The sequence below is a fragment of the Streptomyces kurssanovii genome, from assembly GCF_040677245.1.
Taxonomy (GTDB): Bacteria; Actinomycetota; Actinomycetes; order Streptomycetales; family Streptomycetaceae; genus Streptomyces; species Streptomyces kurssanovii.
The window spans coordinates 25,823-48,071 of sequence record NZ_JBFAQK010000047.1; the positions used below are offsets into that span (position 1 = coordinate 25,823).

Genomic DNA, 22,249 nt, shown 5'->3' on the forward strand with positions numbered 1-22,249 from the left:
GTGAGCAACGAGAGCCTGGCCAACCTTCTTAAGGAAGAGCGGCGGTTCGCCCCGCCGGCCGAGCTGGCAGCGAACGCCAACGTGACGGCGGAGGCGTACGAACAGGCCGCGGCGGACAGGCTTGGCTTCTGGGCCGAGCAGGCGCGTCGGCTCAGCTGGGCCACCGAGCCGACCGAGACCCTCGACTGGACCAACCCGCCCTTCGCGAAGTGGTTCGCCGACGGCAAGCTGAACGTGGCGTACAACTGCGTGGACCGCCATGTCGAGGCGGGCCACGGCGACCGTGTCGCGATCCACTTCGAGGGCGAGCCCGGCGACGGACGGGCCATCACCTACGCCGAGCTCAAGGACGAGGTCTCCAAGGCCGCCAACGCCCTGCTCGAGCTGGGCGTCCGCAAGGGCGACCGGGTCGCCGTCTACCTGCCGATGATCCCCGAGGCGGCCGTCGCGATGCTGGCCTGCGCCCGTATCGGCGCCGCGCACTCGGTGGTCTTCGGCGGCTTCTCCGCGGATGCGGTGGCCTCACGCATCCAGGACGCCGACGCCAAGCTCGTCATCACGTCCGACGGCGGCTACCGCCGTGGCAAGCCGAGCGCCCTCAAGCCCGCGATCGACGAGGCGGTCAGCCGCTGCCCGCAGGTCGAGCACGTGCTCGTGGTGCGGCGCACCGGTCAGGAGACCGCCTTCGCCGAGGGCCGCGACGTGTGGTGGCACGACATCGTCGGCCGGCAGTCCGCCGAACACACCCCCGAGGCCTTCGACGCGGAGCACCCGCTCTTCATCCTCTACACCTCGGGCACGACGGGTAAGCCGAAGGGCATCCTGCACACGTCGGGCGGCTACCTCACCCAGACGGCCTACACACACCACGCCGTGTTCGATCTCAAGCCCGAGACGGACGTCTACTGGTGCACGGCCGACATCGGCTGGGTGACCGGCCACTCGTACATCGTGTACGGCCCGCTCGCCAACGGCGCGACGCAGGTGATGTACGAGGGCACCCCCGACACCCCGCACCAGGGCCGCTTCTGGGAGATCGTGCAGAAGTACGGCGTCACGATCCTCTACACCGCGCCCACCGCGATCCGCACGTTCATGAAGTGGGGCGACGAGATCCCCGCCAAGTTCGACCTGAGCAGCCTGCGCGTCCTCGGCTCCGTCGGCGAGCCCATCAACCCGGAGGCGTGGATCTGGTACCGGGAGAACATCGGCGCCGGCAAGACCCCGGTCGTGGACACCTGGTGGCAGACGGAGACGGGCGCGATGATGATCTCGCCGCTGCCCGGGGTCACCGCGGCGAAGCCCGGTTCGGCGCAGCGTCCGCTGCCCGGTATCTCGGCCACCGTCGTGGACGACGAGGCGAACGAGGTCCCCGACGGGGGCGGCGGCTACCTGGTCCTCACCGAGCCGTGGCCGTCGATGCTGCGCACCATCTGGGGCGACGACCAGCGCTTCCTCGACACCTACTGGTCGCGCTTCGAGGGCAAGTACTTCGCGGGCGACGGCGCCAAGAAGGACCAGGACGGCGACATCTGGCTGCTCGGCCGGGTCGACGACGTGATGCTGGTGTCCGGGCACAACATCTCGACCACCGAGGTGGAGTCGGCTCTCGTCTCGCACCCGAAGGTCGCGGAGGCCGCGGTCGTGGGCGCCACGGACGAGACCACCGGTCAGGCCATCGTCGCCTTCGTGATCCTCCGCGGTTCGGCCAGCGAGGACGACAGCCTGGTCAACGACCTGCGCAACCACGTCGGGACGACGCTCGGCCCCATCGCCAAGCCCAAGCGGATCCTCCCGGTGGCCGAACTGCCGAAGACCCGCTCCGGCAAGATCATGCGTCGGCTTCTGCGCGACGTGGCCGAGAACCGCCAGCTGGGAGACGTCACCACACTGACCGACTCCTCCGTCATGGATCTCATCCAGACGAAGCTCCCCAGCGCGGCCAGCGAGGACTGACCTGCGGATTCGGTGAACGGGCCCCCGGGAGTGCCGGGGGCCCGTTCGTGCTCGCCGCCCCGCTCACCGAACGCCCGGGACGGCCTTCTGTAGAGTGAAGAACGCGTCAATGACGCGATGAGCATTCCAAGGTGCGCCGGGAAGTCTGGTCGGCAAGTGTTTTGTCCTGCCCGCCAGCACGGAGGTTCCATCTCGTGGCCGCGCCCAGTCCCACCCCTCGCAAGGTCCTCGGACGCCTCTCCCTGCCGGAGCGGAACTACGTCGCGGACGCTCTGCGCACCGAGACGGTCGGCGGAGTGCTCCTGCTGATCGCCGCGGTCGCCGCGTTGATCTGGGCGAACACCCCGCTGGGTGACAGCTACACCACGGTGAGCGACTTCCACATCGGCCCCGCGTCGCTGGGCCTCGACCTGTCGATCGAACACTGGGCGGCCGACGGCCTGCTCGCGATCTTCTTCTTCGTCGCCGGCATCGAGCTCAAGCGTGAGCTGGTCGCCGGCGAACTGCGTGACCCGAAGGCCGCAGCCCTGCCCGTGATCGCCGCGCTCTGCGGCATGGTGATGCCCGCGCTCGTCTATCTCGTCGTCACCACCGCCGGTGGCGGATCCACCGCGGGATGGGCCGTCCCGACCGCCACCGACATCGCGTTCGCGCTGGCCGTCCTCGCCGTCATCGGCACCTCGCTGCCGTCGGCGCTCCGCGCCTTCCTGCTGACCCTCGCGGTCGTCGACGACCTGTTCGCGATCCTGATCATCGCGGTCTTCTTCACGAACGATCTGAATTTCGCGGCTCTGGGCGGGGCCTTCGCGGGCCTCGCCGTGTTCTGGCTGCTGGTGCGCAAGGGAGTGCGTGGCTGGTACGTGTACGTGCCGCTGGCGCTCGTCGTGTGGGGGCTGATGTACAACAGCGGCATCCACGCCACCATCGCCGGTGTGGCGATGGGTCTGATGCTGCGCTGCAGCCGGCGGGAGGGCGAGGAGCACTCGCCGGGTGAGCAGATCGAGCATCTCGTACGGCCGCTGTCCGCCGGCGTCGCCGTGCCGCTGTTCGCGCTGTTCTCCGCGGGTGTGGCCGTCACCGGCGAGTCCCTCACCGACGTCTTCACCAAGCCGGAGACCCTCGGTGTCGTCCTCGGTCTGGTGGTCGGCAAGGCACTCGGCATCTTCGGCGGCACCTGGCTGGCCGCACGCTTCACCAAGGCAGAACTCAACGAGGACCTCGCCTGGCCCGATGTCCTGGCGCTCGCCACGCTGGCCGGCATCGGCTTCACCGTCTCCCTGCTCATCGGCGAGCTCGCGTTCACCGGCGACGCGACACTGACGGACGAGGTCAAGGCATCGGTCCTGATGGGCTCGCTGATCGCCGCGATCTTCGCCGCTGTTCTGCTCAAGCGCCGGGTACGCGTCTACCAGGCGCTGGCGGCCGAGGAGGAGCGCGACGAGGACATGTCCGGCATCCCTGACATCTACGAGCAGGACGACCCGGCGTACCACCTGAGGATGGCCGCGATCTACGAGGAGAAGGCGGCGGAGCACCGCAGAAAGGCGGAAGCGGCCGGGGTGTCGAGCGACGGCGGCGACAGTCCGGCATGATCTGACATCGGACCGTACGAACACCGGCCCCGTGGAAGAGGAGAGGGAGTCAGCGATGAGCGACCCCGGCAACACCACAGCGAACGCTGTCGGCGCCGACCGCAGTCTCGGCCAGCTGGTCGCCTCGGCGACCGCCGAGATGTCCGCCCTGGTACACGACGAGATCGCGCTGGCCAAGGCCCAGCTGCGGCAGGACGCGAAGAAGGCCGGGGTCGGGGGCGCCGCGTTCACCGCGGCCGGCGCGGTGCTGATCTTCTCGCTGCCGATGCTGAGCTTCGCGCTCGCCTACTTCATCCACATGTGGAGCGGCGGCTGGCATCTGGCGTACTGCTTCCTGCTCTCCTTCGCGGCCAACATCATCGTGGCCGGACTTCTCGCCCTGATCGGCGTGTTCTTCGTCAAGAAGGCGAAGAGGGGCAAGGGCCCGCAGAAGACGGTCGCCTCCGCCAAGGAGACGGCCGCCGTGCTGGGCAACGCCAAGCCGCATCCCCGCCGTGTGGAACTGACCAAGGCTTCCGGAAGCACGGCGTCGGCCCGGGTTTCGGACAAGGTTTCGGCGTGACCGTCGGTAGGAGGGTCGCGAACGCGGTGTGTCGCGTTGTGGGACGCTCATCAGCATGACGGTCCCTGAATCCGGCCCCGGCAGTCCCACCGCGCTCGGCAGCCCCGCACGCCTCGACGGTCCCTGGACCCACCGCGACGTGGCCGCCAATGGTGCCCGCTTCCATATCGCCGAGATGGGCGACGGACCGCTGGTGATGTTGCTGCACGGCTTTCCGCAGTTCTGGTGGACATGGCGGCATCAGCTGACCGCGCTCGCCGACGCGGGATACCGGGCCGTGGCGATGGACCTGCGCGGCGTCGGAGGCAGCGACCGGACGCCACGGGGTTACGACCCCGCCAACCTGGCGCTCGACATCACCGGTGTCGTGCGGTCGCTGGGTGAGCCCGACGCGGCGCTGGTGGGGCACGACCTGGGCGGCTATCTGGCCTGGACGGCGGCGGTGATGCGGCCGAAGCTGGTGCGCCGGCTCGCGGTCTCCTCGATGCCCCATCCCCGGCGGTGGCGCTCGGCGATGCTGTCCGACTTCGCGCAGAGCCGCGCGGGTTCCTATGTGTGGGGCTTCCAGCGTCCGTGGATCCCGGAGCGGCAACTGGTGGCGGACGACGCGGCCTTGGTCGGCGAGCTGCTCGAAAGCTGGTCAGGGCCGAAGCCGCTGGAGGAAGAGGCCGTCGACGTCTACCGGCGGGCCATGTGCATCCCTTCGACGGCGCACTGCTCGATCGAGCCGTACCGGTGGATGGTGCGGTCTCTGGCCCGGCCCGACGGGATCCAGTTCAACCGCAGGATGAAGCGTCCGGTGCGGGTTCCCACTCTGCATCTGCACGGTTCCCTCGATCCGGCGATGCGGACGCGCAGTGCGGCCGGTTCCGGCGAGTACGTCGAAGCGCCGTACCGGTGGCGGCTGTTCGACGGTCTCGGCCACTTCCCGCACGAAGAGGATCCGGTGGCGTTCTCGAACGAGCTGATCAGCTGGCTCAAGGACCCGGAGCCCGACCGCTAGGGTCGCGGGGCGATTTCGCACACCTCGCGAACGGTTGTGCTGCGAACAGCCACATGCCTGCCGCATAGGCCAATTGGCGGCCCACTGGACGGTTACCGACCATGGGGCACGGGCACACGTCCGGGTATGGGCTGGACGCACGACTACGGTGACGCAGCACGCAACCGCCGCTCGGCCGGCAGGCCGATCATCCACGAGACAGGTGGACTTCCGAGCGAGGATCACGCCCCTCCGGGCCAGGGGATGGGGATCCCGCGCATCCTCAAGCGCCGTGCACGCTGGGTGTCCGCGCGCCTGCGGCACCACCCCCGGGACTGACCGCCTTCCACACAGCAGGGCATGTCCGCGGGCATCCGTGCGCCTTCCGCGCCGCGGCATCCGTGCGCCTCCCGCGCCGCCGCCTCCTACAGGGCGCAGCCCTGGCTGTCGACCTGCTGGTTGGCGGCGCTGCCGAGCCTGATGTCCTCGCGGATCTCATCGGCCGTCAGGGCGTAGCCGGTGTCGGCGTCGTCGAGGGACCTGGCGAAGATGACGCCGTAGACCTTGCCGTCCGTCGTGAGCAGCGGGCCGCCGGAGTTGCCCTGGCGCACCGTCGCGAACAGTGAGTACACGTCGCGGCGGACGGTGCCCCGGTGGTAGATGTCGGGGCCGTTGGCGTTGATACGGCCGCGGACGCGGGCGGAGCGCACGTCGTACGAGCCGTTCTCAGGGAAGCCCGCGACGATCGCGCTGTCGCCGCTGCGGGCGTCGCCCTCCTCGAAGTCGGCGAACTCCAAGGGGCGGGCCTCGAGGTCGGGCACGTCCAGGACGGCGATGTCGCGCTCCCAGTCGTAGAGGACGACCTTGGCGTCGTAGAGGCGGCCCTCACCGCCGATCTGCACGGTCGGTTCGTCGACGCCGCCGACGACATGGGCGTTGGTCATCACGCGGCGTTCGTCGAAGACGAAGCCGGTGCCCTCGAGGACCTTGCCGCAGCTCGGGGCCGTACCGACGACCTTGACGATGGACTGCTTGGCACGCGCCGCCACGGGGCTGCCCACGAGCGCGGGGTCGGGCGCCTGGACCTCGGTGATGGGCTCGTTGGCGAACGGGCTGAAGACCTGCGGGAAGCCGTTCTGGGCGAGCACGGACGAGAAGTCCGTGAACCACGTGTTCGCCTGATCGGGCATCACACGGGACACCCCGAGGAGCACCTTCGAATTGCGCACCTCCTTGCCCAGGGTGGGCAGCGAGGTGCCGGCGAGCGCTGAGCCGATCAGCCAGGCGACGAGCAGCATCGCCACGACGTTGACCAGGGCGCCGCCGGTGGCGTCCAGCGCGCGGGCGGGCGACCAGGTGATGAACCGGCGCAGCTTGTTGCCGAGGTGCGTGGTGAAGGCCTGACCGACGGAGGCGCAGACGATCACGATGACGACGGCGACTATCGCGGCGGTGGTGGACACGTCCGAGTCCTCGGTCAGTGCGCCCCAGATCACCGGAAGCAGATAGACCGCGACGAGTCCGCCGCCGAGAAAGCCGATCACCGAGAGGATGCCGACGACGAAGCCCTGGCGATAGCCGACGATCGCGAACCACACGGCGGCGACCAGCAACAGGATGTCCAGCACGTTCACCGTCATTTGCCTCGCAGTGTCGTCGCCGGTGCTCTGTCCGGCTGGGGTGTGGCCACGGCGCACTGCCGCTTCGGACGTGACGCCCCCGCCGGGAGCGCATCACTGGGTCAGCCTGTCATGCGTGCCAGTCCAGCGGGACCTCCTTGGTGCGGTCCCATGGTCGTTCCCAGCCTGCGAAGTGCAGGATCCGGTCGATGACTCCGGCCGTGAAACCCCAGACCAGAGCGCCTTCGACCGTGAACGCGGGCCCTGCGTGACCGCGCGGGTGCACAGCCGTCGCACGGTTGGCCGGGTCCGTGAGATCTGCCACGGGCACGGTGAAGACCCGCGCGGTCTCGGCGGGATCGACCGCTCCGACCGGGCTCGGGGTGCGCCACCATCCCAGTACGGGCGTGACGACGAAACTGCTCACCGGGATGTAGAGCTTGGGCAGCACGCCGAAGGTCTGCACCCCTGCGGGGTCGAGCCCGGTCTCCTCCTCGGCCTCCCGCAGCGCTGCGCGCAGCGGGCCCGTGGTCGCCGGGTCTCCGTCCTCGGGGTCGAGCGCGCCGCCGGGGAAGGAGGGCTGCCCGGCGTGCGAGCGAAGGGTTCCCGCGCGCTCCATGAGCAGCAGCTCCGGACCTCTGTCCCCTTCGCCGAAGAGGACGAGGACGGCGGACTGGCGGCCGTGGCCGCTCTCCGGCGGGAGGAACCGGCTGAGCTGGTGCGGCTCGACGGTCTCCGCCGCCCGGACGACGGGCCCCAGCCAGTCGGGCAGCCCTTCGGTGGTGACGACCACGTCACCGTCCACGACCACCTTGCCGTCGTCATGCTGCTCGAAGCGCTGGTACGTGTCTTCTCCTGTGCGTGTCATCGGCACCCCCTCACGGGCAACGTGCCGGAGGTCCTCGATCGTTCCGTCGGCGCCGGCGTCACTCGATCGCACCCACGGCGGGTGCCGGTTCGCCGGGGTAGTCGGGGGGCGGCTTGAGGCGCTGGCCGGGCCGGCCGCCCATCTCGTACTTCAGGAGCTTCCTGGCCTTCTCCGGGTCGGTCTCACCCTCACCGTAAGCAGGGCAGAGGTGCGTGATGGGGCAGGCGCCGCAGGCGGGCCGGCGTGAGTGGCAGACACGGCGGCCATGGAAGATCACCCGGTGCGAGAGCATCGTCCACTCGCTCTTGGGGAAGATCGTGGCGATCTCGGCCTCGATCTTCACGGGGTCGTCCTGGTCAGTCCATTTCCAGCGCCGGGCGAGGCGCATGAAGTGGGTGTCCACGGTGATCCCGGGGACGCCGAAGGCGTTGCCGAGGACGACGAAGGCCGTCTTGCGGCCCACGCCGGGCAGGGTGACCAGGTCTTCCAGCCGGCCGGGGACCTCGCCGCCGAAGTTGTCACGGATGGCGGCGGAGAGGCCCATGATCGACTTGGTCTTGGCGCGGAAGAAGCCCGTCGGACGGATGAGCTCCTCGACCTCCTCCGGCTGCGCCGCCGCCAGATCCTCCGGCGTGGGGTACTTGGCGAAGAGCGCCGGCGTGGTCTGGTTGACCCGGAGGTCGGTGGTCTGTGCGGACAGGACCGTCGCGATCAGCAGTTGGAAGGCGTTCTCGAAGTCGAGCTCCGGATGGGCGTACGGATACACCTCGGCGAGCTCGCGATTGATGCGGCGGGCACGCCGGACCATGGCCAGTCGCGTTTCCGGTTTGGGCGTTTTCTTCCTTTTGCCGGAGCTGGGCGACTGCTGTTCGCCCACGGCGGAATTCTGCTTACCGGACACGCTGCCAGCCCCCTCGGCCTGTGCTCTCACCGGCGAATTGGACACCCGGCCAGCCTAAAGGCCCCCACCGACATCCGCCCCGGTCCCCCGCAATCCGGCCCCGATCGGGCCCCTGCCGTAGGGAGAGACGCGCCGGTACGTCAAACTTGTTGTGATTGATCGCACGATTGTTTACTACCGGGGTCCGTTCCCCGGTGGTGCCCCACGGGGGCACAGTGTCCCCGGGCCGGCACAGCACAGTCCGGCATCATGGGACCAACGTCCCCTGAGCAGGTCGACAAGGAGAGAACTCGTGGACGACGTTCTGCGGCGCGCCCCGCTCTTCGCGGCGCTCGATGACGAGCAGGCCGCGGAGCTCCGCGCCTCGATGAGTGAAGCGACGCTCGCCCGCGGCGACGCGCTCTTCCACGAGGGCGAACCGGGCGACCGCCTCTACGTGGTCACCGAAGGCAAGGTCAAGCTGCACCGCACTTCCCCCGACGGCCGCGAGAACATGCTGGCGGTCCTCGGCCCCGGCGAGCTGATCGGCGAGCTGTCCCTCTTCGACCCCGGACCGCGCACCGCGACCGCCACCGCGCTGACCGAGGTCAAGCTCCTCGGCCTCGGCCACGGCGACCTCCAGCCCTGGCTGAACGTCCGGCCCGAGGTGGCGACGGCACTGCTGCGCGCGGTCGCCCGCCGGCTCCGCAAGACCAACGACCAGATGTCCGACCTGGTCTTCTCGGACGTGCCGGGCCGTGTCGCCCGTGCGCTCCTCGACCTGTCGCGCCGCTTCGGCGTGCAGTCGGAGGAAGGCATCCACGTCGTCCACGACCTCACCCAGGAGGAGCTGGCCCAGCTGGTCGGCGCGTCCCGCGAGACCGTGAACAAGGCGCTGGCCGACTTCGCGCAGCGCGGCTGGCTGCGGCTGGAGGCCCGTGCGGTGATCCTGCTGGACGTCGAGCGGCTGGCCAAGCGCTCCCGCTGAGCCACGGACCGCCGGGCGCACCCGGCCGACCCGCGCACCGAGCACATGCACGAGGGGCCGCCCGCATCACGCGGGCGGCCCCTCGTGCGCTGTTCACCTCTTGCTGCCGTCCACGATCAGCGGGTTCCCGGTGCCGCTGCCGCACGGCACGGCGTACACGGGGTTCTTCGCCGCCGCCTCCTTGAAGGCCTCGATGCACTGGTTGGCGAGCACTCTGTCGCTCAGCGAGTCGTTGAGGATCTTGTTGGCCTTGGCGATGCCCTCGGCCTCGATCCGGCGGCGCTCGGCCTCTGCCGTGGCGGTCCGCGCCGCCTCCGTCGCCCGCTCGGTGGCCTGCTGCTGCTGGATCTTGCGGTCGATCTGCTCCTGCAGCTGCTCGGACGGCCGGACATTACGCAGGTTGACGGTGGTGACCGCGATCCCGCGGGGCGCCAGGCGCTCCTTGATCAGGTCGCCGATCTCCCCGTTGATCTTCTCTCGGGCGGAGGTGTAGCCCTCTTCGCTCGTGTGGCGGGCGAAGACGTTACGGATGATCTCGCGGCTGTCGGGGAAGACCAGGCGCTGCTGGATGGCGTCCTCGCTGCCCGCGAGCCGGTACAGCTCGACCGCCTTGGCAGGCGTGACCGCCCACTTCACGGTGACCTCCACGTACATCACACCGCCCTGCGAGGAGCGCACCTCGACCACGTCCTTGTCGGAGAGGTTGAGGTCCACGGGGCGGGTGGAGAAGGTGGTGACGTTGGTGAACGGCGACGTGATGTTCATGCCCGAGTTCATGGGCGAGCCGACCTTGCCGAAGGTGACGGGCACGCCGACCTCGTAGGCGCTGATGACGTGGACACAGCTGGCTATGCCCGAGAAGAGGCCGGCGATGAGCGCCCCCGCCGCGCCGAGCTTGAGCCCCTTGTTGTCGCCGCCTCTGGCGACGAGGTACATCACCGCCGCGGCGATGACGAGGATGACGAAGAGTACGAACACGGTTTCCCCCCGGGAACGGATGCCGCAAGTAAGCGGAGCGTAAAGCATCGCTCGCACCACGACGCCGTGGGGTGGCCGGCCGGTTCCGTCCGCGCCGGGGACCGATCGAAGCGGCGGGTACGGCCCCTTCGCCGGGCCGCCCCTCCGGCTGTCAGGGGCTGATCAGCCCGTGCTCCCGCAGGTACTCCAGCTGTGCCCGCACGGAGAGCTCCGCGGCGGGCCACAGCGACCTGTCCACGTCCGCGTACACCTGGGCGACCACCTCGGAGGCGGTGGTCCAGCCGTCCTCGACCGCCGTCTCCACCTGGGCGAGCCTGGTCGCGCGGTGCGCGAGGTAGTACTCGACGGCGCCCTGGGCGTCGTCGAGCACCGGGCCGTGGCCCGGCAGCACGGTGTGGATGCCGTCGTCGACGGTGAGCGAGCGCAGCCGCCGCAGGGAGTCGAGGTAGTCGCCGAGCCGCCCCTCCGGGTGCGCGACGACGGTGGTGCCGCGGCCGAGGATCGTGTCGCCGGTCAGTACGGCCCGGTCGGCGGGCAGGTGGAAGCTGAGGGAGTCCGCGGTGTGCCCGGGGGTGGGGACGACCCTCATCTCCAGGCCGCCCGTTGTGATCACGTCACCGGGGGCGAGCCCTTCGTCACCGAGCCGCAGCGCCGGATCGAGGGCCCGGACGTTCGTACCGGTGAGCTCCGCGAAGCGGGAGGCGCCCTCCGCGTGGTCGGGATGGCCGTGGGTGAGCAGGGTGAGGGCGATCCGCTTGCCGGCGCGTTCCGCCGTGGCGATGACGGCCCGCAGGTGGGTGTCGTCGAGCGGTCCGGGATCGACGACGACCGCGAGCTCGGAGTCCGGCTCCGAGACGATCCAGGTGTTGGTCCCGTCGAGGGTCATGGCGGACGCGTTCGGCGCGAGGACGTTGACGGCACGGGCGGTGGCGGGCCCCGACAGCACACCGCCGCGCGGCTGTCCCGGCAGAGTGGCCGCGTCGGTCATCGCGTGCCTCCCGTGGAGACGTGCTTGGTGAACTCCTCGTGGCCCGGCCAGCTGAGGACCACTTCGCCGTTCTCGAGCCGGGCCTTGGCCAGCACCGGGGTCATGTCCTGGCTCGCCGCCGCCGCCAGCGCCTCGGCGGACGTACGGAACGCCTGGAGCGTCCGCAGCGTCGCGACGGTCGGCGGCATCATCAGCAGTTCGCCCTTGTCGTAGCCGTCCGTGGCGTCGGCAGGGCTGATCCAGACCGTGGACTCCGCCTCGGTCGACACGTTGCGGGCGCGCTGGCCCTCGGGCAGGGCGGCCACGAAGAACCAGGTGTCGTAGCGGCGCGGCTCGAACTCCGGCGTGATCCAGCGTGCCCACGCGCCCAGCAGGTCGGACCGCAGCACGAGGCCCCGGCGGTCGATGAAGTCCGCGAAGGACAGGCCGCGGTCGACCAGGGCCTGCCGGTCCGCCTCCCAGTCGTCGCCCGTCGTGTCCCCGACGACGGTGTCAGGGGTGGGGCCGGCCAGCAGGATGCCCGCCTCCTCGAACGTCTCACGCACCGCAGCGCACACGATCGCCTGCGCGGACGACGTGTCGTCGACGCCGAGCCGCTCCGCCCAGACGTCCAGCGAGGGGCCGGCCCAGCGCACGGGCCGGTCGTCCCGCGGGTCCACACCGCCGCCCGGGTACGCGTACGCGCCTCCGGCGAAGGCCATGGAGGCGCGTCGGCGCAGCATGTGGACAGCGGTACCGTCCGCGGTGTCACGCAGCAGCATCACCGTGGCGGCCCGCTTGGGGACCACGGCGGTGAGCTCACCGGCGGCGAGTGCGCGGATACGGTCGGGCCATTCCGGCGGGTACCACTGACCATTGGACATGGGCGGATGCTATGCGCTTCCGCGCCGATGTTCGAGAGCCTCCTTCCCGCTGCCGGTTCCGCGGGCCGCTCCCGCGCCGGCCGCTCCGCCCGAGTACACGATGTCGATCCGCAGGATCCTGTCGTTGCCGTTCACACCGTCCTTGTCGGTCGATGTGGTGAGCCAGATGTCGCCCTGGTGGTCGACCTCGACGGTGCGCAGCCGGTCGTACGTGCCCTGGAAGTAGATCTTCTGCTCCACCAGGTCGCTGCTCGTGTCGATGCGCATCCGGTAGACGCGTTCGCCCCTGGTCGTGGCGACGAAGACGTGGTCGTTGATGATCGTCAGGCCGCTGGGCGAGGCCTGAGCCGTCGGCCAGGTCTTCTTCGGCGCGATGTAGCCCGAGCAGCTGCCGCTGGTGCCCTCGCAGGCCGGCCAGCCGTAGTTGCCGCCCTTGCGGATCAGGTTGACCTCGTCCATGACGCTGTTGCCGAACTCCGCCTGCCAGAGCCGGCCCTGCGAGTCGAAGTCGAGGCCCTGGGGGTTGCGGTGTCCCAGGGACCAGACGGCGTTGCCGAAGGGGTTGTCCGCCGGGATCGAACCGTCGCGATCGATCCGAAGGATCTTGCCGTTGAGGGAGTTCTTGCCCTGGGCCTTGCTGGAGCTCTGCGCGTCGCCCATGGCGGCGTACAGCTTCCCGTCAGGGCCGAAGCGCAGCCTGCCGCCGTTGTGGAAGCGGCTCTTCTCCATGCCGTCGAGCAGCACGGTGTAGCCGCTGAGGCTGTTGTTCTCCAGCTTCATGCGGGCGATGCGGTTGCCGTCGCTCGAGGTGTGCAGGAAGTACAGCAGGTGGTCGGTGGCGAAGTCCGGACTGACCTCGAGGCCCATCAGGCCTCCCTCGCCGCCGGTGGTCTGCGACTCGGGGACCTTGCCGACGAGCGTCTTCCGGCCGGCCGGGGAGAGCGTGTAGACGTCGAAGGTGTTCCGCTCGGTGAAGACGCCGGTGCCGTCCGGCAGGAAGCCGAGTCCCCAGGCGACGTCCACGCCGCTCGTCAGGGTGGACACCGTGCCCGGGTCCGGAGTGCCGCCGGGGATCGCCCCGCGGGTCCTGACGGTGATCTCGGGGCTGAAGGCGGACCTGTTGCCCTTGAGGTCGTAGGCCCTGACCTTGAAGCGGTAGGAGGTGTCGGCGGTCAGGCCGCCGACGGTCGCGGAGGTGGCGTCGGCTTCGGCGGCGGCGGCCCCGTCGCGGTGGATCTCGTATCCGGCGACTCCCGTGTCGTCCGTGGACGCCGTCCACGCGAGGTCGACGCTCGTCGCCCCCGTGCTGGTGGAACGCAGGCCGCCGGGAACGCTGGGCGCCTGCGTGTCGGGCGGGGCGGGCAGGGTGGATACGGTGACGGCGTTGCTGGCGGCGGAGACGTTGCCCGCGTCGTCACGGGCGAAGACGGTCCAGTCGTAGGCCGTTTCCGGGTCGAGCCCGTCGACGGTGGCCGCGAGGGTGGTACCGCCGACCTGTTTCATCGACTGGCCGTGCTGGTAGATGTCGTAGCCGGTGACGGCCGTGTCGTCGGAGGCGGCGTCCCAGGCGAGCGAGACGCTCGTCGCGGTGGGCTCCTTGCCCTTGCGCAGGTTCGCGGGGGCCGTCGGTCTCTGCGTGTCGGCGGGGCCGCTCGGGGTGACGGTGAGCTTGTCCAGGTTCGGGCCGTCGGACGCCGCGGTGGTGACCCGGACCGTGTTGTCGCCTGCCTTGAGGGCGGCCTGCGCGGTGACGGTCCGCCAGGTGGTCCAGGCGCCGGTGGCGGGGAAGGCGCGGTTGTCGGCGACGAGCGCGCCGTTGACCCGGACATCGAGAGGACGGTTCGCGGACGTGCCGTTGGCGTACCGGAAGTCGAGGGTGGCGTCGGTGGCCCGGTCGGAGGCGACGGTGAACTCGACGTAGGCGCCCGTCACGGGCTGGAAGTTCACGAAGCCGGTGCCGGAGTGACCTGCGTGATCGGAGTCGACGGCGCCTTGGAAGACCGTGGCCGCCTCGGCCTCGTACGCGACGGGAGCGGCTGCCGCCGTCCCGGCGAGGGGTGGTGCGGCGACGGATAACGCCGCGGTCGCGGCGGCCACGAGGACGCCGAGGGCGGCCCGCGGGCGGGGGGTGGGTGCCACTGGTTCCTCCCACTTTCGTTCGGGGGGACGAGGGGATGGAGGAAGTGCGTGCGGGTGCTCGCCGGTTTCACGAGCGCGTTCACGTCGATAGGAAGGATTCCTAACCATGGACGCCAAGGGACAGGGCACACCCGCCGACGCGTCCGCGTCAAGACCGGCGCGCGAGGATTCGCGCGCCCCCGGCCGGAACGGCAACGGCCCCGTGCTCGCCGGGAATCCGGGGGCACGGGGCCGTACGTACAGGGACCGGGGGTTCGGCAGGGCTCAGCCCTGGACGAGCTCCACCTGGATCTCGACCTCGACGGGGGCGTCCAGCGGCAGTACCGCGACACCCACCGCGCTGCGGGCGTGCACGCCCTTGTCGCCGAGCACCTCGCCCAGCAGTTCGCTCGCCCCGTTGAGGACGGCCGGCTGCCCGGTGAAGTCCGAGGCCGAGGCGACGAAGCCGACGACCTTCACGACCCGCGCGATCCGGTCCAGGTCACCGATGACCGACTTCACGGCGGCCAGGGCGTTCAGCGCACAGGTGCGCGCCAGTTCCTTGGCCTCCTCCGCGGTCACCTCCGCACCCACCTTGCCGGTGACCGGGAGCTTGCCCTCCACCATCGGGAGCTGACCCGCGGTGTAGACGTACACGCCGGAGACGACGGCAGGCTGGTAGGCGGCGAGCGGCGGCACGACCTCGGGCAGCGTCAGCCCCAGTTCGGCGAGCCTGGCGTCGACCACGCCGCTCACGAGGACTTCTCCCGCTTCCGCTTCAGATAGGCCACGAGCTGCTCGGGGTTGTTCGGCCCGGGCACGACCTGGACCAGCTCCCAGCCGTCCTCGCCCCAGGTGTCCAGAATCTGCTTCGTCGCGTGCACGAGAAGCGGCACGGTCGCGTATTCCCACTTGGTCATGGAGCCGACTGTAGCCGCACCCTCCACCCGGTCCGTGACGCAGCCCGCAGGCAGCCTCGTGCGTAGGCCGGGGTCCGACTGGTTAGGCTCGAATACGTGAGCAGGCTCCAGGTCGTCAGCGGCAAGGGCGGTACCGGTAAGACCACGGTGGCCGCTGCCCTCGCGCTCGCCCTCGCGACAGAGGGAAAGCGGACTCTTCTCGTCGAGGTCGAGGGCAGGCAGGGCATCGCCCAGCTGTTCGAGACGGAGGCCCTTCCTTACGAGGAGCGCAAGATCGCCGTCGCCTCCGGCGGCGGTGAGGTGTTCGCGCTGGCCATCGATGCCGAGCGCGCCCTCCTCGACTACCTCCAGATGTTCTACAAACTCGGCAGCGCGGGCCGCGCCCTGAAGAAGATCGGCGCGATCGACTTCGCGACGACCATCGCCCCAGGGGTCCGGGACGTGCTGCTGACCGGCAAGGCCTGCGAGGCCGTCCGCCGCCGGGACAGACAGGGGCGGTACGTCTACGACTACGTGGTCATGGACGCGCCGCCCACCGGCCGCATCACCCGCTTCCTGAACGTCAACGACGAGGTGGCGGGCCTGGCAAGGATCGGCCCGATACACAATCAGGCGCAGGCGGTGATGCGGGTCCTCAAGTCGCCGGAAACGGCCGTCCACCTGGTCACCCTGCTGGAGGAGATGCCGGTGCAGGAGACGGCCGACGGTGTCGCCGAGCTGCGCGCCGCCGACCTGCCGGTGGGCAACGCCATCGTGAACATGGTCCGGCCGCACCTCCTCGACGAGGACGCCGTGCACGACGCGGCGAACGGCCGGCGCGCCGCCGTCACCGACGCGCTCAAGGCCGCCGGCGTCACCGGCGCCGCGGGCCTCGTCACCCCGCTGCTGGAGCAGGCGGCCGAGCACGCGGAGCGCGTGGAGCTGGAGCGCGAGCAGCGCAAGGCGCTCAACGCCCTGGAGCTGGGCGCCTACGAACTCCCCATGCTGAGCGAGGGAGTCGACCTGGCAGGGCTCTACCAACTGGCGAAGGAACTGCGCAAGCAAGGGGCCGGCTCATGACCCTGGACTCATCGGCCCGGCTGGAGGTCGACCCCCTCATCGACGACCCGGCCACCCGGATCATCGTGTGCTGCGGCGCCGGCGGCGTCGGAAAGACGACGACGGCCGCGGCACTGGGCGTACGGGCGGCGGAGCGCGGACGCAAGGTGGTCGTTCTCACCATCGACCCGGCCCGGCGGCTCGCGCAGTCCATGGGCATCGACTCGCTCGACAACACTCCGCGCCGTGTCGAAGGCATCGAGGGCGGCGGGGAGTTGCACGCCATGATGCTCGACATGAAGCGGACCTTCGACGAGATCGTCGAGGCGCACGCGGACGCGGAACGGGCCCGCGCCATCCTGGAGAACCCCTTCTACCAGTCCCTGTCCGCCGGTTTCGCCGGCACGCAGGAGTACATGGCCATGGAGAAGCTGGGCCAGCTGCGGGCCCGCGAAGAGTGGGACCTGATCATCGTGGACACCCCGCCGTCGCGCTCGGCGCTGGATTTCCTCGACGCGCCCAAGCGCCTGGGGTCGTTCCTCGACGGCAAGTTCATCAAGCTGCTGATGGCCCCGGCGAAGATGGGCGGCCGGGCCGGGATGAAGTTCCTCAACGTCGGCATGTCGATGATGACGGGCACCCTGGGGAAGCTGCTGGGCGGCCAACTGCTGCGGGACGTGCAGACGTTCGTGGCCGCCATGGACACGATGTTCGGCGGCTTCCGCACCCGGGCGGACGCGACGTACCGGCTGCTGCAGGCCCCCGGGACGGCGTTCATGGTGGTCGCGGCACCCGAGCGGGACGCGCTGCGCGAGGCGGCGTACTTCGTTGAGCGGCTGGCGGAGGAGGACATGCCGCTCGCGGGCCTGGTCCTCAACCGGGTGCACGTCAGCGGCGCCGCGCGGCTGTCGGCGGAGCGGGCGCTCGCGGCCGCCGAAAATCTTGACGAGGCCGGCATTGTGGATCAGGGGCACGGGAAGACTGGTGTTCGTGACGCCGCGGCCGTCTCTCCCGAATCCCCGTCCGCGGGCCACTCCCCCGAAGCCCACCCGCAAGTCGCCGAAGAACCCTCGGAGTCGAAGAATTCCCGGACGCAGACCACGCAGGAGATGACTGCCGGTCTGCTGCGTCTGCATGCCGAGCGGATGCAGGTGCTCGCGCGCGAGCAGCGCACGCGTGACCGCTTCACCGCACTCCACCCGGAGGTGCCGGTGGCCGAGGTCCCCGCCCTCCCGGGCGACGTGCACGATCTCGCCGGCCTGCGCGCCATCGGTGACCGCCTTGCCACGGGGGGCCGCGCCCCCGCCGGGGCGGCGTAGCCGCGCTCAGGAGCGCTCCGGCCTGACAGGGCCGCGGGCACCGGCTCGCTGGTGCGTCGACGCCACGGCACGGGATCGGCTTCAGGCATCTGGTTCGCCACGTGGTCCGGTGTGCGCGCATGCCGGACGGCCCGGCGTGCTCGGCCGGTGTCCGCGATACGTCGGCGCACCACGCCGACCAGCGCTGCCCGCAAGGCATGCCTCGGTCACTCGTGGCGGACACCACGACGGCCGCTCGCGGCCCCGTACCACCAGGCGAAGGGCCGGCCGCGGCCGACCGAGCACGACAGCCGACCGCTAGCCGACCGCCGCGTACGCCTCGTAGGTCTCGTCGTCGTCGAGGGCGACGGGCAGAATCCCCGCGCTGCGCTCGTATTCCGTGCGTGCGGTCTCGAGCAGCCTGCGCCAGGACGTGACGGTGGGGCGTCTGCGCAGCAATGCGCGTCGCTCCCGCTCCGTCATTCCGCCCCAGACGCCGAACTCGACGCGGTTGTCGAGCGCGTCGGCCAGGCATTCGGTCCGCACCGGGCATCCGGTGCACACCGCCTTGGCCCTGTTCTGCGCTGCCCCTTGTACGAACAGTTCATCCGGATCGGTAGTGCGGCAGGCTGCCTGCGCACTCCAGTCGGTTACCCAGCCCATGCCGGCGCCGTCCTCTCCCGAATCGAGGCTCCCCCACGGCGGCAGCGGCATATTCACCGCTGCCAGTTGAGGACGTTACGGAAGGTGGGCACAGCGCAACACCCCCTTGGGGCCCAATCTTGAATGGCCCGAACGGACTATGCGTACGCGGCAGATCACCCAGGGGAGTGACCTGAGGGCATAACGAACAAAGCCGACATAGCGGGGCAGTTCAGCTGGGTCACAAGGGGCACCGTGCAACACAAGTGCCGGATACGGACATGACTGACGGACACAACTCCGCCGGATTCGGGTACAGCGGAAATCATGTCAAGTGTTTGATGCAGAACCGCACTGCTGTGACAGTTGTGAGCAGCTTAGGCCAATGCCTTTACGCGTGTCCGGCGAATGAGAACGTAGGCTGGCCCCATGCCAAAGAAGCGCTCGGGCGGTGGTCTGACCGGGACCCAGCAGGCCGCCAAGTTCCTCGGTGTCAGCGTGCTCGCCGGAGCGGTGCTGGCGGGCATCGCCCTGCCCGCCGCCGGAGCACTGGGACTCGCGGCCAAGGGAACGGTCGAGGGATTCGACACCATCCCGGCCAACCTCAAGACCCCGCCGCTGAGTCAGCGCACCACCATCCTCGACTCCGAGGGCGGTCAGATCGCCACGGTCTACTCCCGGGACCGCACGGTCGTGCCGATCGAGGACATCTCCCCGTACATGCAGAAGGCGATCGTCGCGATCGAGGACGCCCGCTTCTACGAGCACGGCGCGATCGACCTCAAGGGCGTACTGCGCGCGCTGAACAAGAACGCGCAGTCGGGCGGCGTCTCCGAAGGCGCCTCGACCCTCACCCAGCAGTACGTGAAGAACGTCTTCGTGGAGGAGGCCGGTGACGACCCCGACAAGGTCGCCCAGGCCACCCAGCAGACCCTCGGCCGGAAGATCCGCGAGCTGAAGTACGCGATCCAGGTCGAAGAGGAACTGGGCAAGAAGAAGATCCTCGAGAACTACCTCAACATCACCTTCTTCGGACAGCAGGCGTACGGCGTCGAGGCCGCGTCCCAGCGCTACTTCTCCAAGAAGGCGAAGGACCTGAAACTGGAGGAGGCCGCGCTGCTCGCCGGCATCGTCCAGTCGCCGAGCCGCTTCGACCCGGTCAACGACTCGGAAGAGGCGACGAAGCGCCGCAACATCGTGCTCCAGCGCATGGCCGACGTCCGGGACATCTCCCAGGCCGAGGCGGACAAGGCGAAGGCGAGCCCGATCAAGCTGAAGGTCAGCAAGCCCAAGAACGGCTGCATCACCGCCGTCAACGGCGCCGGCTTCTTCTGCGACTACGTACGCCAGGTGTTCCTGACCGACCCGGTCTTCGGCAAGACCAGGGAGGACCGGCTCAAGATCTGGAACCAGGGCGGTCTGACGATCAGGACCACCCTGGACCCGCAGGCCCAGGCGTCGGCGCAGAACTCGATAAAGGACCACGTCTACCAGACCGACAAGGTCGCCGCCGCGGTCACGCTCGTCCAGCCCGGGACCGGCAAGATCGTCGCCATGGGCCAGTCCAAGCCGTACGGCTTCGGCAAGAACGAGACCCAGATCAACTACTCGGTCAACCACGACATGGGCGGCTCGAACTTCGGCTTCCCGGTCGGCTCGACCTTCAAGCCGTTCCTCGCCGCCGCCGCCCTGGAGCAGGGCAAGCCGCCGACGCAGGTCTACCCGTCGCCGTACAAGATGCCGTACCCGCAGTCGGTGTCGACGTGCAGCGGCAAGCCCTGGGTCAACACCGGCAACACCATGCTGGAGAACGAGAACGAGACCGAGGTCGGGCCGTACCCGCTCAAGGAAGCGATGGCGCTGTCCGTCAACACCTACTTCGTGCAGATGATCGGCGAGATCGGGATGTGCCCGATCACGGAGATGACCGGCAAGCTGGGCGTGGTGCAGGGCAACAACACGAAGCTGCCGGAAGTGCCCTCGGCGCTCACCCTCGGCTCCACCGGTATCTCGCCCCTCGTGATGGCCAACGCCTACGCGACCTTCGCCAACCGCGGGACCTACTGCACGCCGACGGCCATCGAGTCGATCAAGACGGCCGACGGCAAGAGCCTGAAGGTCCCGCAGACCGAGTGCAGCAAGGCGATGTCCGAGCGGACCGCCGACACGATCAACACCCTGCTGCGCGGAGTGATCGACTCCGGTACGGGTCAGCAGGCCGGCCTGCAGAGCCGCGACAACGCGGGCAAGACCGGTACGACCGACTTCAGGAAGAACGCCTGGTTCGTGGGCTACACCCCGAACATGTCGGGAGCCGTCTGGGTCGGCAGCGCCAGCCAGCAGGTGAAGATGGAGTACATCACCATCGGCGGCCAGTACCACGAGAAGGTCTTCGGTGGCGCGGTCCCGGGTCCGATCTGGAAGGACGCGATGACGGGGGCGCTGGACGGCGAGCCCGCTCCGCCCTTCGTCGGTGTGCACATCCCGGACGTCCCGAAGGACAAGGACAAGGACAAGGAGAAGGACCGGGACAAGCCGGACGACGGCAAGCCGGGTGACGAGGAGCCGTGGCCCGGCATCTCCATCCCGCCGGACCTGATCGGCGGCGGCAACAACCGCGGCCAGGGCAACGGCGGCGGTGACGGCGGCAACTGGCCGTAGACGGCCCGCGAGACGAGAAGAAGGGGGACCCGGTGACCGGGTCCCCCTTCTTCATGCCCTCACAGCGGGCTGCCGCTGGCGTCACGGCGAGCGCTCTGCCGTCACGGCGTGCGCGCCTGCCCATCCCGGCGGGGGCCATGCGTTCATGGCGGTGCTCTGCCATGCCGGCGTGCGCCCCTGCCCATCCCGGCGAGGGCCATGCGTTCACGGCGGGCGCACTGCTATGAGCGGCGGGCACCATCGCCCAGGGCGGGCGCCGCGCCATCCCGGCGGGGACCATCGCTCAGGGCGGTGCTCTGCCATGCCGGCGGGCACCACGCGCTCGTGGCGCGCGCCCCGCTATGAGCGGCGGGCACCATCGCCCAGGGCGGGCCCTGCCGTCCCGGCGGGCACCGCGGCCCGGCTCTCAGCCTGCGAGGAGCCGCTTCACCGCGGCGGCGACCCGGCCGCCCTCGGCCCGGCCCGCCACCTTCGGGTTCACGATCTTCATGACGGCACCCATGGCACGCGGCCCCTCGGCGCCCGCGGACCTGGCCTCCTCGACGGCCTGGGCCACGATCTGGTTCAGCTCGTCGTCCGTCAGCTGCTGCGGCAGGTACGCGTCGAGGATCACGCCCTCCGCCTTCTCGCGCTCGGCCTGCTCGGCCCGACCGCCCTGAGCGAAGGCATCGGCGGCCTCGCGGCGCTTCTTCGCCTCCTTGGCGATCACCTTCTGCACCTCGTCGTCGGAGAGTTCACGGGCGGTCTTGCCCGAGACCTCCTCCTTGGTGATCGCGGAGAGGGTCAGCCGAAGCGTGGAGGAGCGCAGTTCGTCGCGCGCCCTGATCGCCGCGGTGAGGTCTTCCTGCAGCTTGGACTTGAGCGTGGTCATGCGGCCAAGTGTGTCAGGTGCGCGACGGAACTCGCCCGCGCATTTCGCGGCGGGGCGCGGTGCGCGTCGCGGACGGCGGGGCGCGGTGCGCGACGCGCGGACGGAACGGAGGCCGGGGCCGAGACCGGAACGGAGGCCGGGGCCGAGAGCGGGAGGGCGGTCGGCCTCACGAGGCCGGGGAGGAAGCCGGGGTCGTCGCGCGGCGGGGACGGAAGCCGGCATCGCATGGTGACGACGGCAGCCGGCATCGCGTGTCCGCGAGGGAGGCCGGCGTCGCACGGCCGCGCGCGGAAGCCGGCCTCGTGCGGCAGAACGAAGGCGGTCGAAACCGGGACGGAAACCGGCCTCGCAAGGACGGTAGGGAAGCCACGTCGCACGGCTGGGGCTGAAGCCGGCGTCGCATGGCCGACCAGGCGCCGCGCCAG

20 protein-coding genes are annotated in these 22,249 nt (G+C 70.0%); 9 read left to right on the top strand and 11 right to left on the bottom strand.

Translation table 11 applies throughout. The features are described 5' to 3' along the window. The 5 genes from acs (at position 1) to AB0K36_RS25980 (ending at position 5,431) form a co-directional block, all read left to right on the top strand. A complete protein-coding gene (acs, locus tag AB0K36_RS25960) occupies positions 1-1,956 on the top strand; it encodes an acetate--CoA ligase (RefSeq protein WP_364598813.1) in 1,956 nt (651 codons plus the stop codon). 194 nt (positions 1,957-2,150) lie between these two features. Further along, complete coding sequence (nhaA, locus tag AB0K36_RS25965; RefSeq protein ID WP_364598816.1) at positions 2,151-3,548, top strand: Na+/H+ antiporter NhaA; 1,398 nt, start codon at positions 2,151-2,153, stop codon at positions 3,546-3,548. Between the two features lie 55 nt (positions 3,549-3,603). Further along, complete coding sequence (locus AB0K36_RS25970; protein ID WP_364598819.1) at positions 3,604-4,110, top strand: phage holin family protein; 507 nt, start codon at positions 3,604-3,606, stop codon at positions 4,108-4,110. 55 nt (positions 4,111-4,165) lie between these two features. Beyond that, positions 4,166-5,113: an alpha/beta fold hydrolase gene (locus AB0K36_RS25975; protein WP_364598822.1), complete on the top strand. Its 948-nt coding sequence runs from the start codon at positions 4,166-4,168 to the stop codon at positions 5,111-5,113. A gap of 126 nt (positions 5,114-5,239) precedes the next feature. After that, positions 5,240-5,431: a hypothetical protein gene (locus AB0K36_RS25980; protein WP_005314416.1), complete on the top strand. Its 192-nt coding sequence runs from the start codon at positions 5,240-5,242 to the stop codon at positions 5,429-5,431. Positions 5,432-5,517: 86 nt separating this feature from the next. On the opposite strand, the gene AB0K36_RS25985 is transcribed toward AB0K36_RS25980, so the two are convergent. The 3 genes from AB0K36_RS25985 to nth form a co-directional block, all read right to left on the bottom strand. Then, positions 5,518-6,726 carry a MarP family serine protease gene (locus tag AB0K36_RS25985; protein ID WP_364598882.1) on the bottom strand — a complete coding sequence of 403 codons (1,209 nt, stop codon included), beginning with the start codon at positions 6,724-6,726 and terminating at the stop codon, positions 5,518-5,520. A gap of 115 nt (positions 6,727-6,841) precedes the next feature. Beyond that, complete coding sequence (locus AB0K36_RS25990) at positions 6,842-7,579, bottom strand: NUDIX hydrolase (RefSeq protein WP_435877933.1); 738 nt, start codon at positions 7,577-7,579, stop codon at positions 6,842-6,844. Positions 7,580-7,637: 58 nt separating this feature from the next. Then, on the bottom strand, positions 7,638-8,456 hold the full coding sequence (gene nth, locus AB0K36_RS25995) for an endonuclease III (RefSeq protein WP_364598826.1): 819 nt from the start codon (positions 8,454-8,456) through the stop codon (positions 7,638-7,640). Positions 8,457-8,772: 316 nt separating this feature from the next. On the opposite strand from nth, the gene AB0K36_RS26000 reads away from it, so the two are divergent. Next, positions 8,773-9,447 carry a Crp/Fnr family transcriptional regulator gene (locus AB0K36_RS26000; RefSeq protein WP_005314425.1) on the top strand — a complete coding sequence of 225 codons (675 nt, stop codon included), beginning with the start codon at positions 8,773-8,775 and terminating at the stop codon, positions 9,445-9,447. 93 nt (positions 9,448-9,540) lie between these two features. On the opposite strand, the gene AB0K36_RS26005 is transcribed toward AB0K36_RS26000, so the two are convergent. The 6 genes from AB0K36_RS26005 to sp36 all read right to left on the bottom strand — a co-directional run bounded on the left by AB0K36_RS26005 (position 9,541) and on the right by sp36 (position 15,314). Next, positions 9,541-10,425, bottom strand: coding sequence for a prohibitin family protein (locus AB0K36_RS26005; protein WP_364598829.1), 885 nt, complete (start codon positions 10,423-10,425; stop codon positions 9,541-9,543). 151 nt (positions 10,426-10,576) lie between these two features. Continuing rightward, positions 10,577-11,413, bottom strand: coding sequence for an MBL fold metallo-hydrolase (locus tag AB0K36_RS26010; protein WP_364598832.1), 837 nt, complete (start codon positions 11,411-11,413; stop codon positions 10,577-10,579). After that, positions 11,410-12,276: an NUDIX hydrolase gene (locus AB0K36_RS26015; RefSeq protein WP_364598835.1), complete on the bottom strand. Its 867-nt coding sequence runs from the start codon at positions 12,274-12,276 to the stop codon at positions 11,410-11,412. Before AB0K36_RS26015 ends, AB0K36_RS26010 begins: the two co-directional genes overlap by 4 nt. Before the next feature lie 9 nt (positions 12,277-12,285). After that, positions 12,286-14,415: a PQQ-dependent sugar dehydrogenase gene (locus tag AB0K36_RS26020; RefSeq protein ID WP_364598838.1), complete on the bottom strand. Its 2,130-nt coding sequence runs from the start codon at positions 14,413-14,415 to the stop codon at positions 12,286-12,288. A 264-nt stretch (positions 14,416-14,679) separates the two neighbouring features. Continuing rightward, the gene (locus AB0K36_RS26025) at positions 14,680-15,150 is read right to left on the bottom strand and encodes a RidA family protein (RefSeq protein ID WP_189470619.1); all 471 of its coding nucleotides are present in this window, start codon (positions 15,148-15,150) and stop codon (positions 14,680-14,682) included. Then, positions 15,147-15,314 carry a Sp36 family protein gene (gene sp36 / locus AB0K36_RS26030; RefSeq protein ID WP_356620772.1) on the bottom strand — a complete coding sequence of 56 codons (168 nt, stop codon included), beginning with the start codon at positions 15,312-15,314 and terminating at the stop codon, positions 15,147-15,149. Before sp36 ends, AB0K36_RS26025 begins: the two co-directional genes overlap by 4 nt. Positions 15,315-15,410: 96 nt before the next feature. On the opposite strand from sp36, the gene bagA reads away from it, so the two are divergent. Together bagA and bagB are read left to right on the top strand one after the other, a co-directional pair. Continuing rightward, a complete protein-coding gene (bagA, locus tag AB0K36_RS26035; protein ID WP_189470623.1) occupies positions 15,411-16,373 on the top strand; it encodes an ATPase BagA in 963 nt (320 codons plus the stop codon). Beyond that, positions 16,370-17,671, top strand: coding sequence for an ATPase BagB (gene bagB, locus AB0K36_RS26040; protein WP_364598843.1), 1,302 nt, complete (start codon positions 16,370-16,372; stop codon positions 17,669-17,671). The genes bagA and bagB overlap by 4 nt, the downstream gene beginning before the upstream one ends. A gap of 297 nt (positions 17,672-17,968) precedes the next feature. Here bagB and AB0K36_RS26045 read toward each other — a convergent pair whose 3' ends face one another. Further along, a complete protein-coding gene (locus AB0K36_RS26045) occupies positions 17,969-18,313 on the bottom strand; it encodes a WhiB family transcriptional regulator (RefSeq protein WP_050791514.1) in 345 nt (114 codons plus the stop codon). A 408-nt stretch (positions 18,314-18,721) separates the two neighbouring features. Here AB0K36_RS26045 and AB0K36_RS26050 point away from each other — a divergent pair, with 408 nt between their 5' ends. Further along, complete coding sequence (locus AB0K36_RS26050) at positions 18,722-20,953, top strand: transglycosylase domain-containing protein (RefSeq protein WP_364598846.1); 2,232 nt, start codon at positions 18,722-18,724, stop codon at positions 20,951-20,953. 406 nt (positions 20,954-21,359) lie between these two features. Here the strand turns inward: AB0K36_RS26050 and AB0K36_RS26055 are convergent, their stop codons facing one another. Continuing rightward, positions 21,360-21,824 carry a GatB/YqeY domain-containing protein gene (locus AB0K36_RS26055; protein WP_189470629.1) on the bottom strand — a complete coding sequence of 155 codons (465 nt, stop codon included), beginning with the start codon at positions 21,822-21,824 and terminating at the stop codon, positions 21,360-21,362. Positions 21,825-22,249 lie beyond the last annotated feature (425 nt).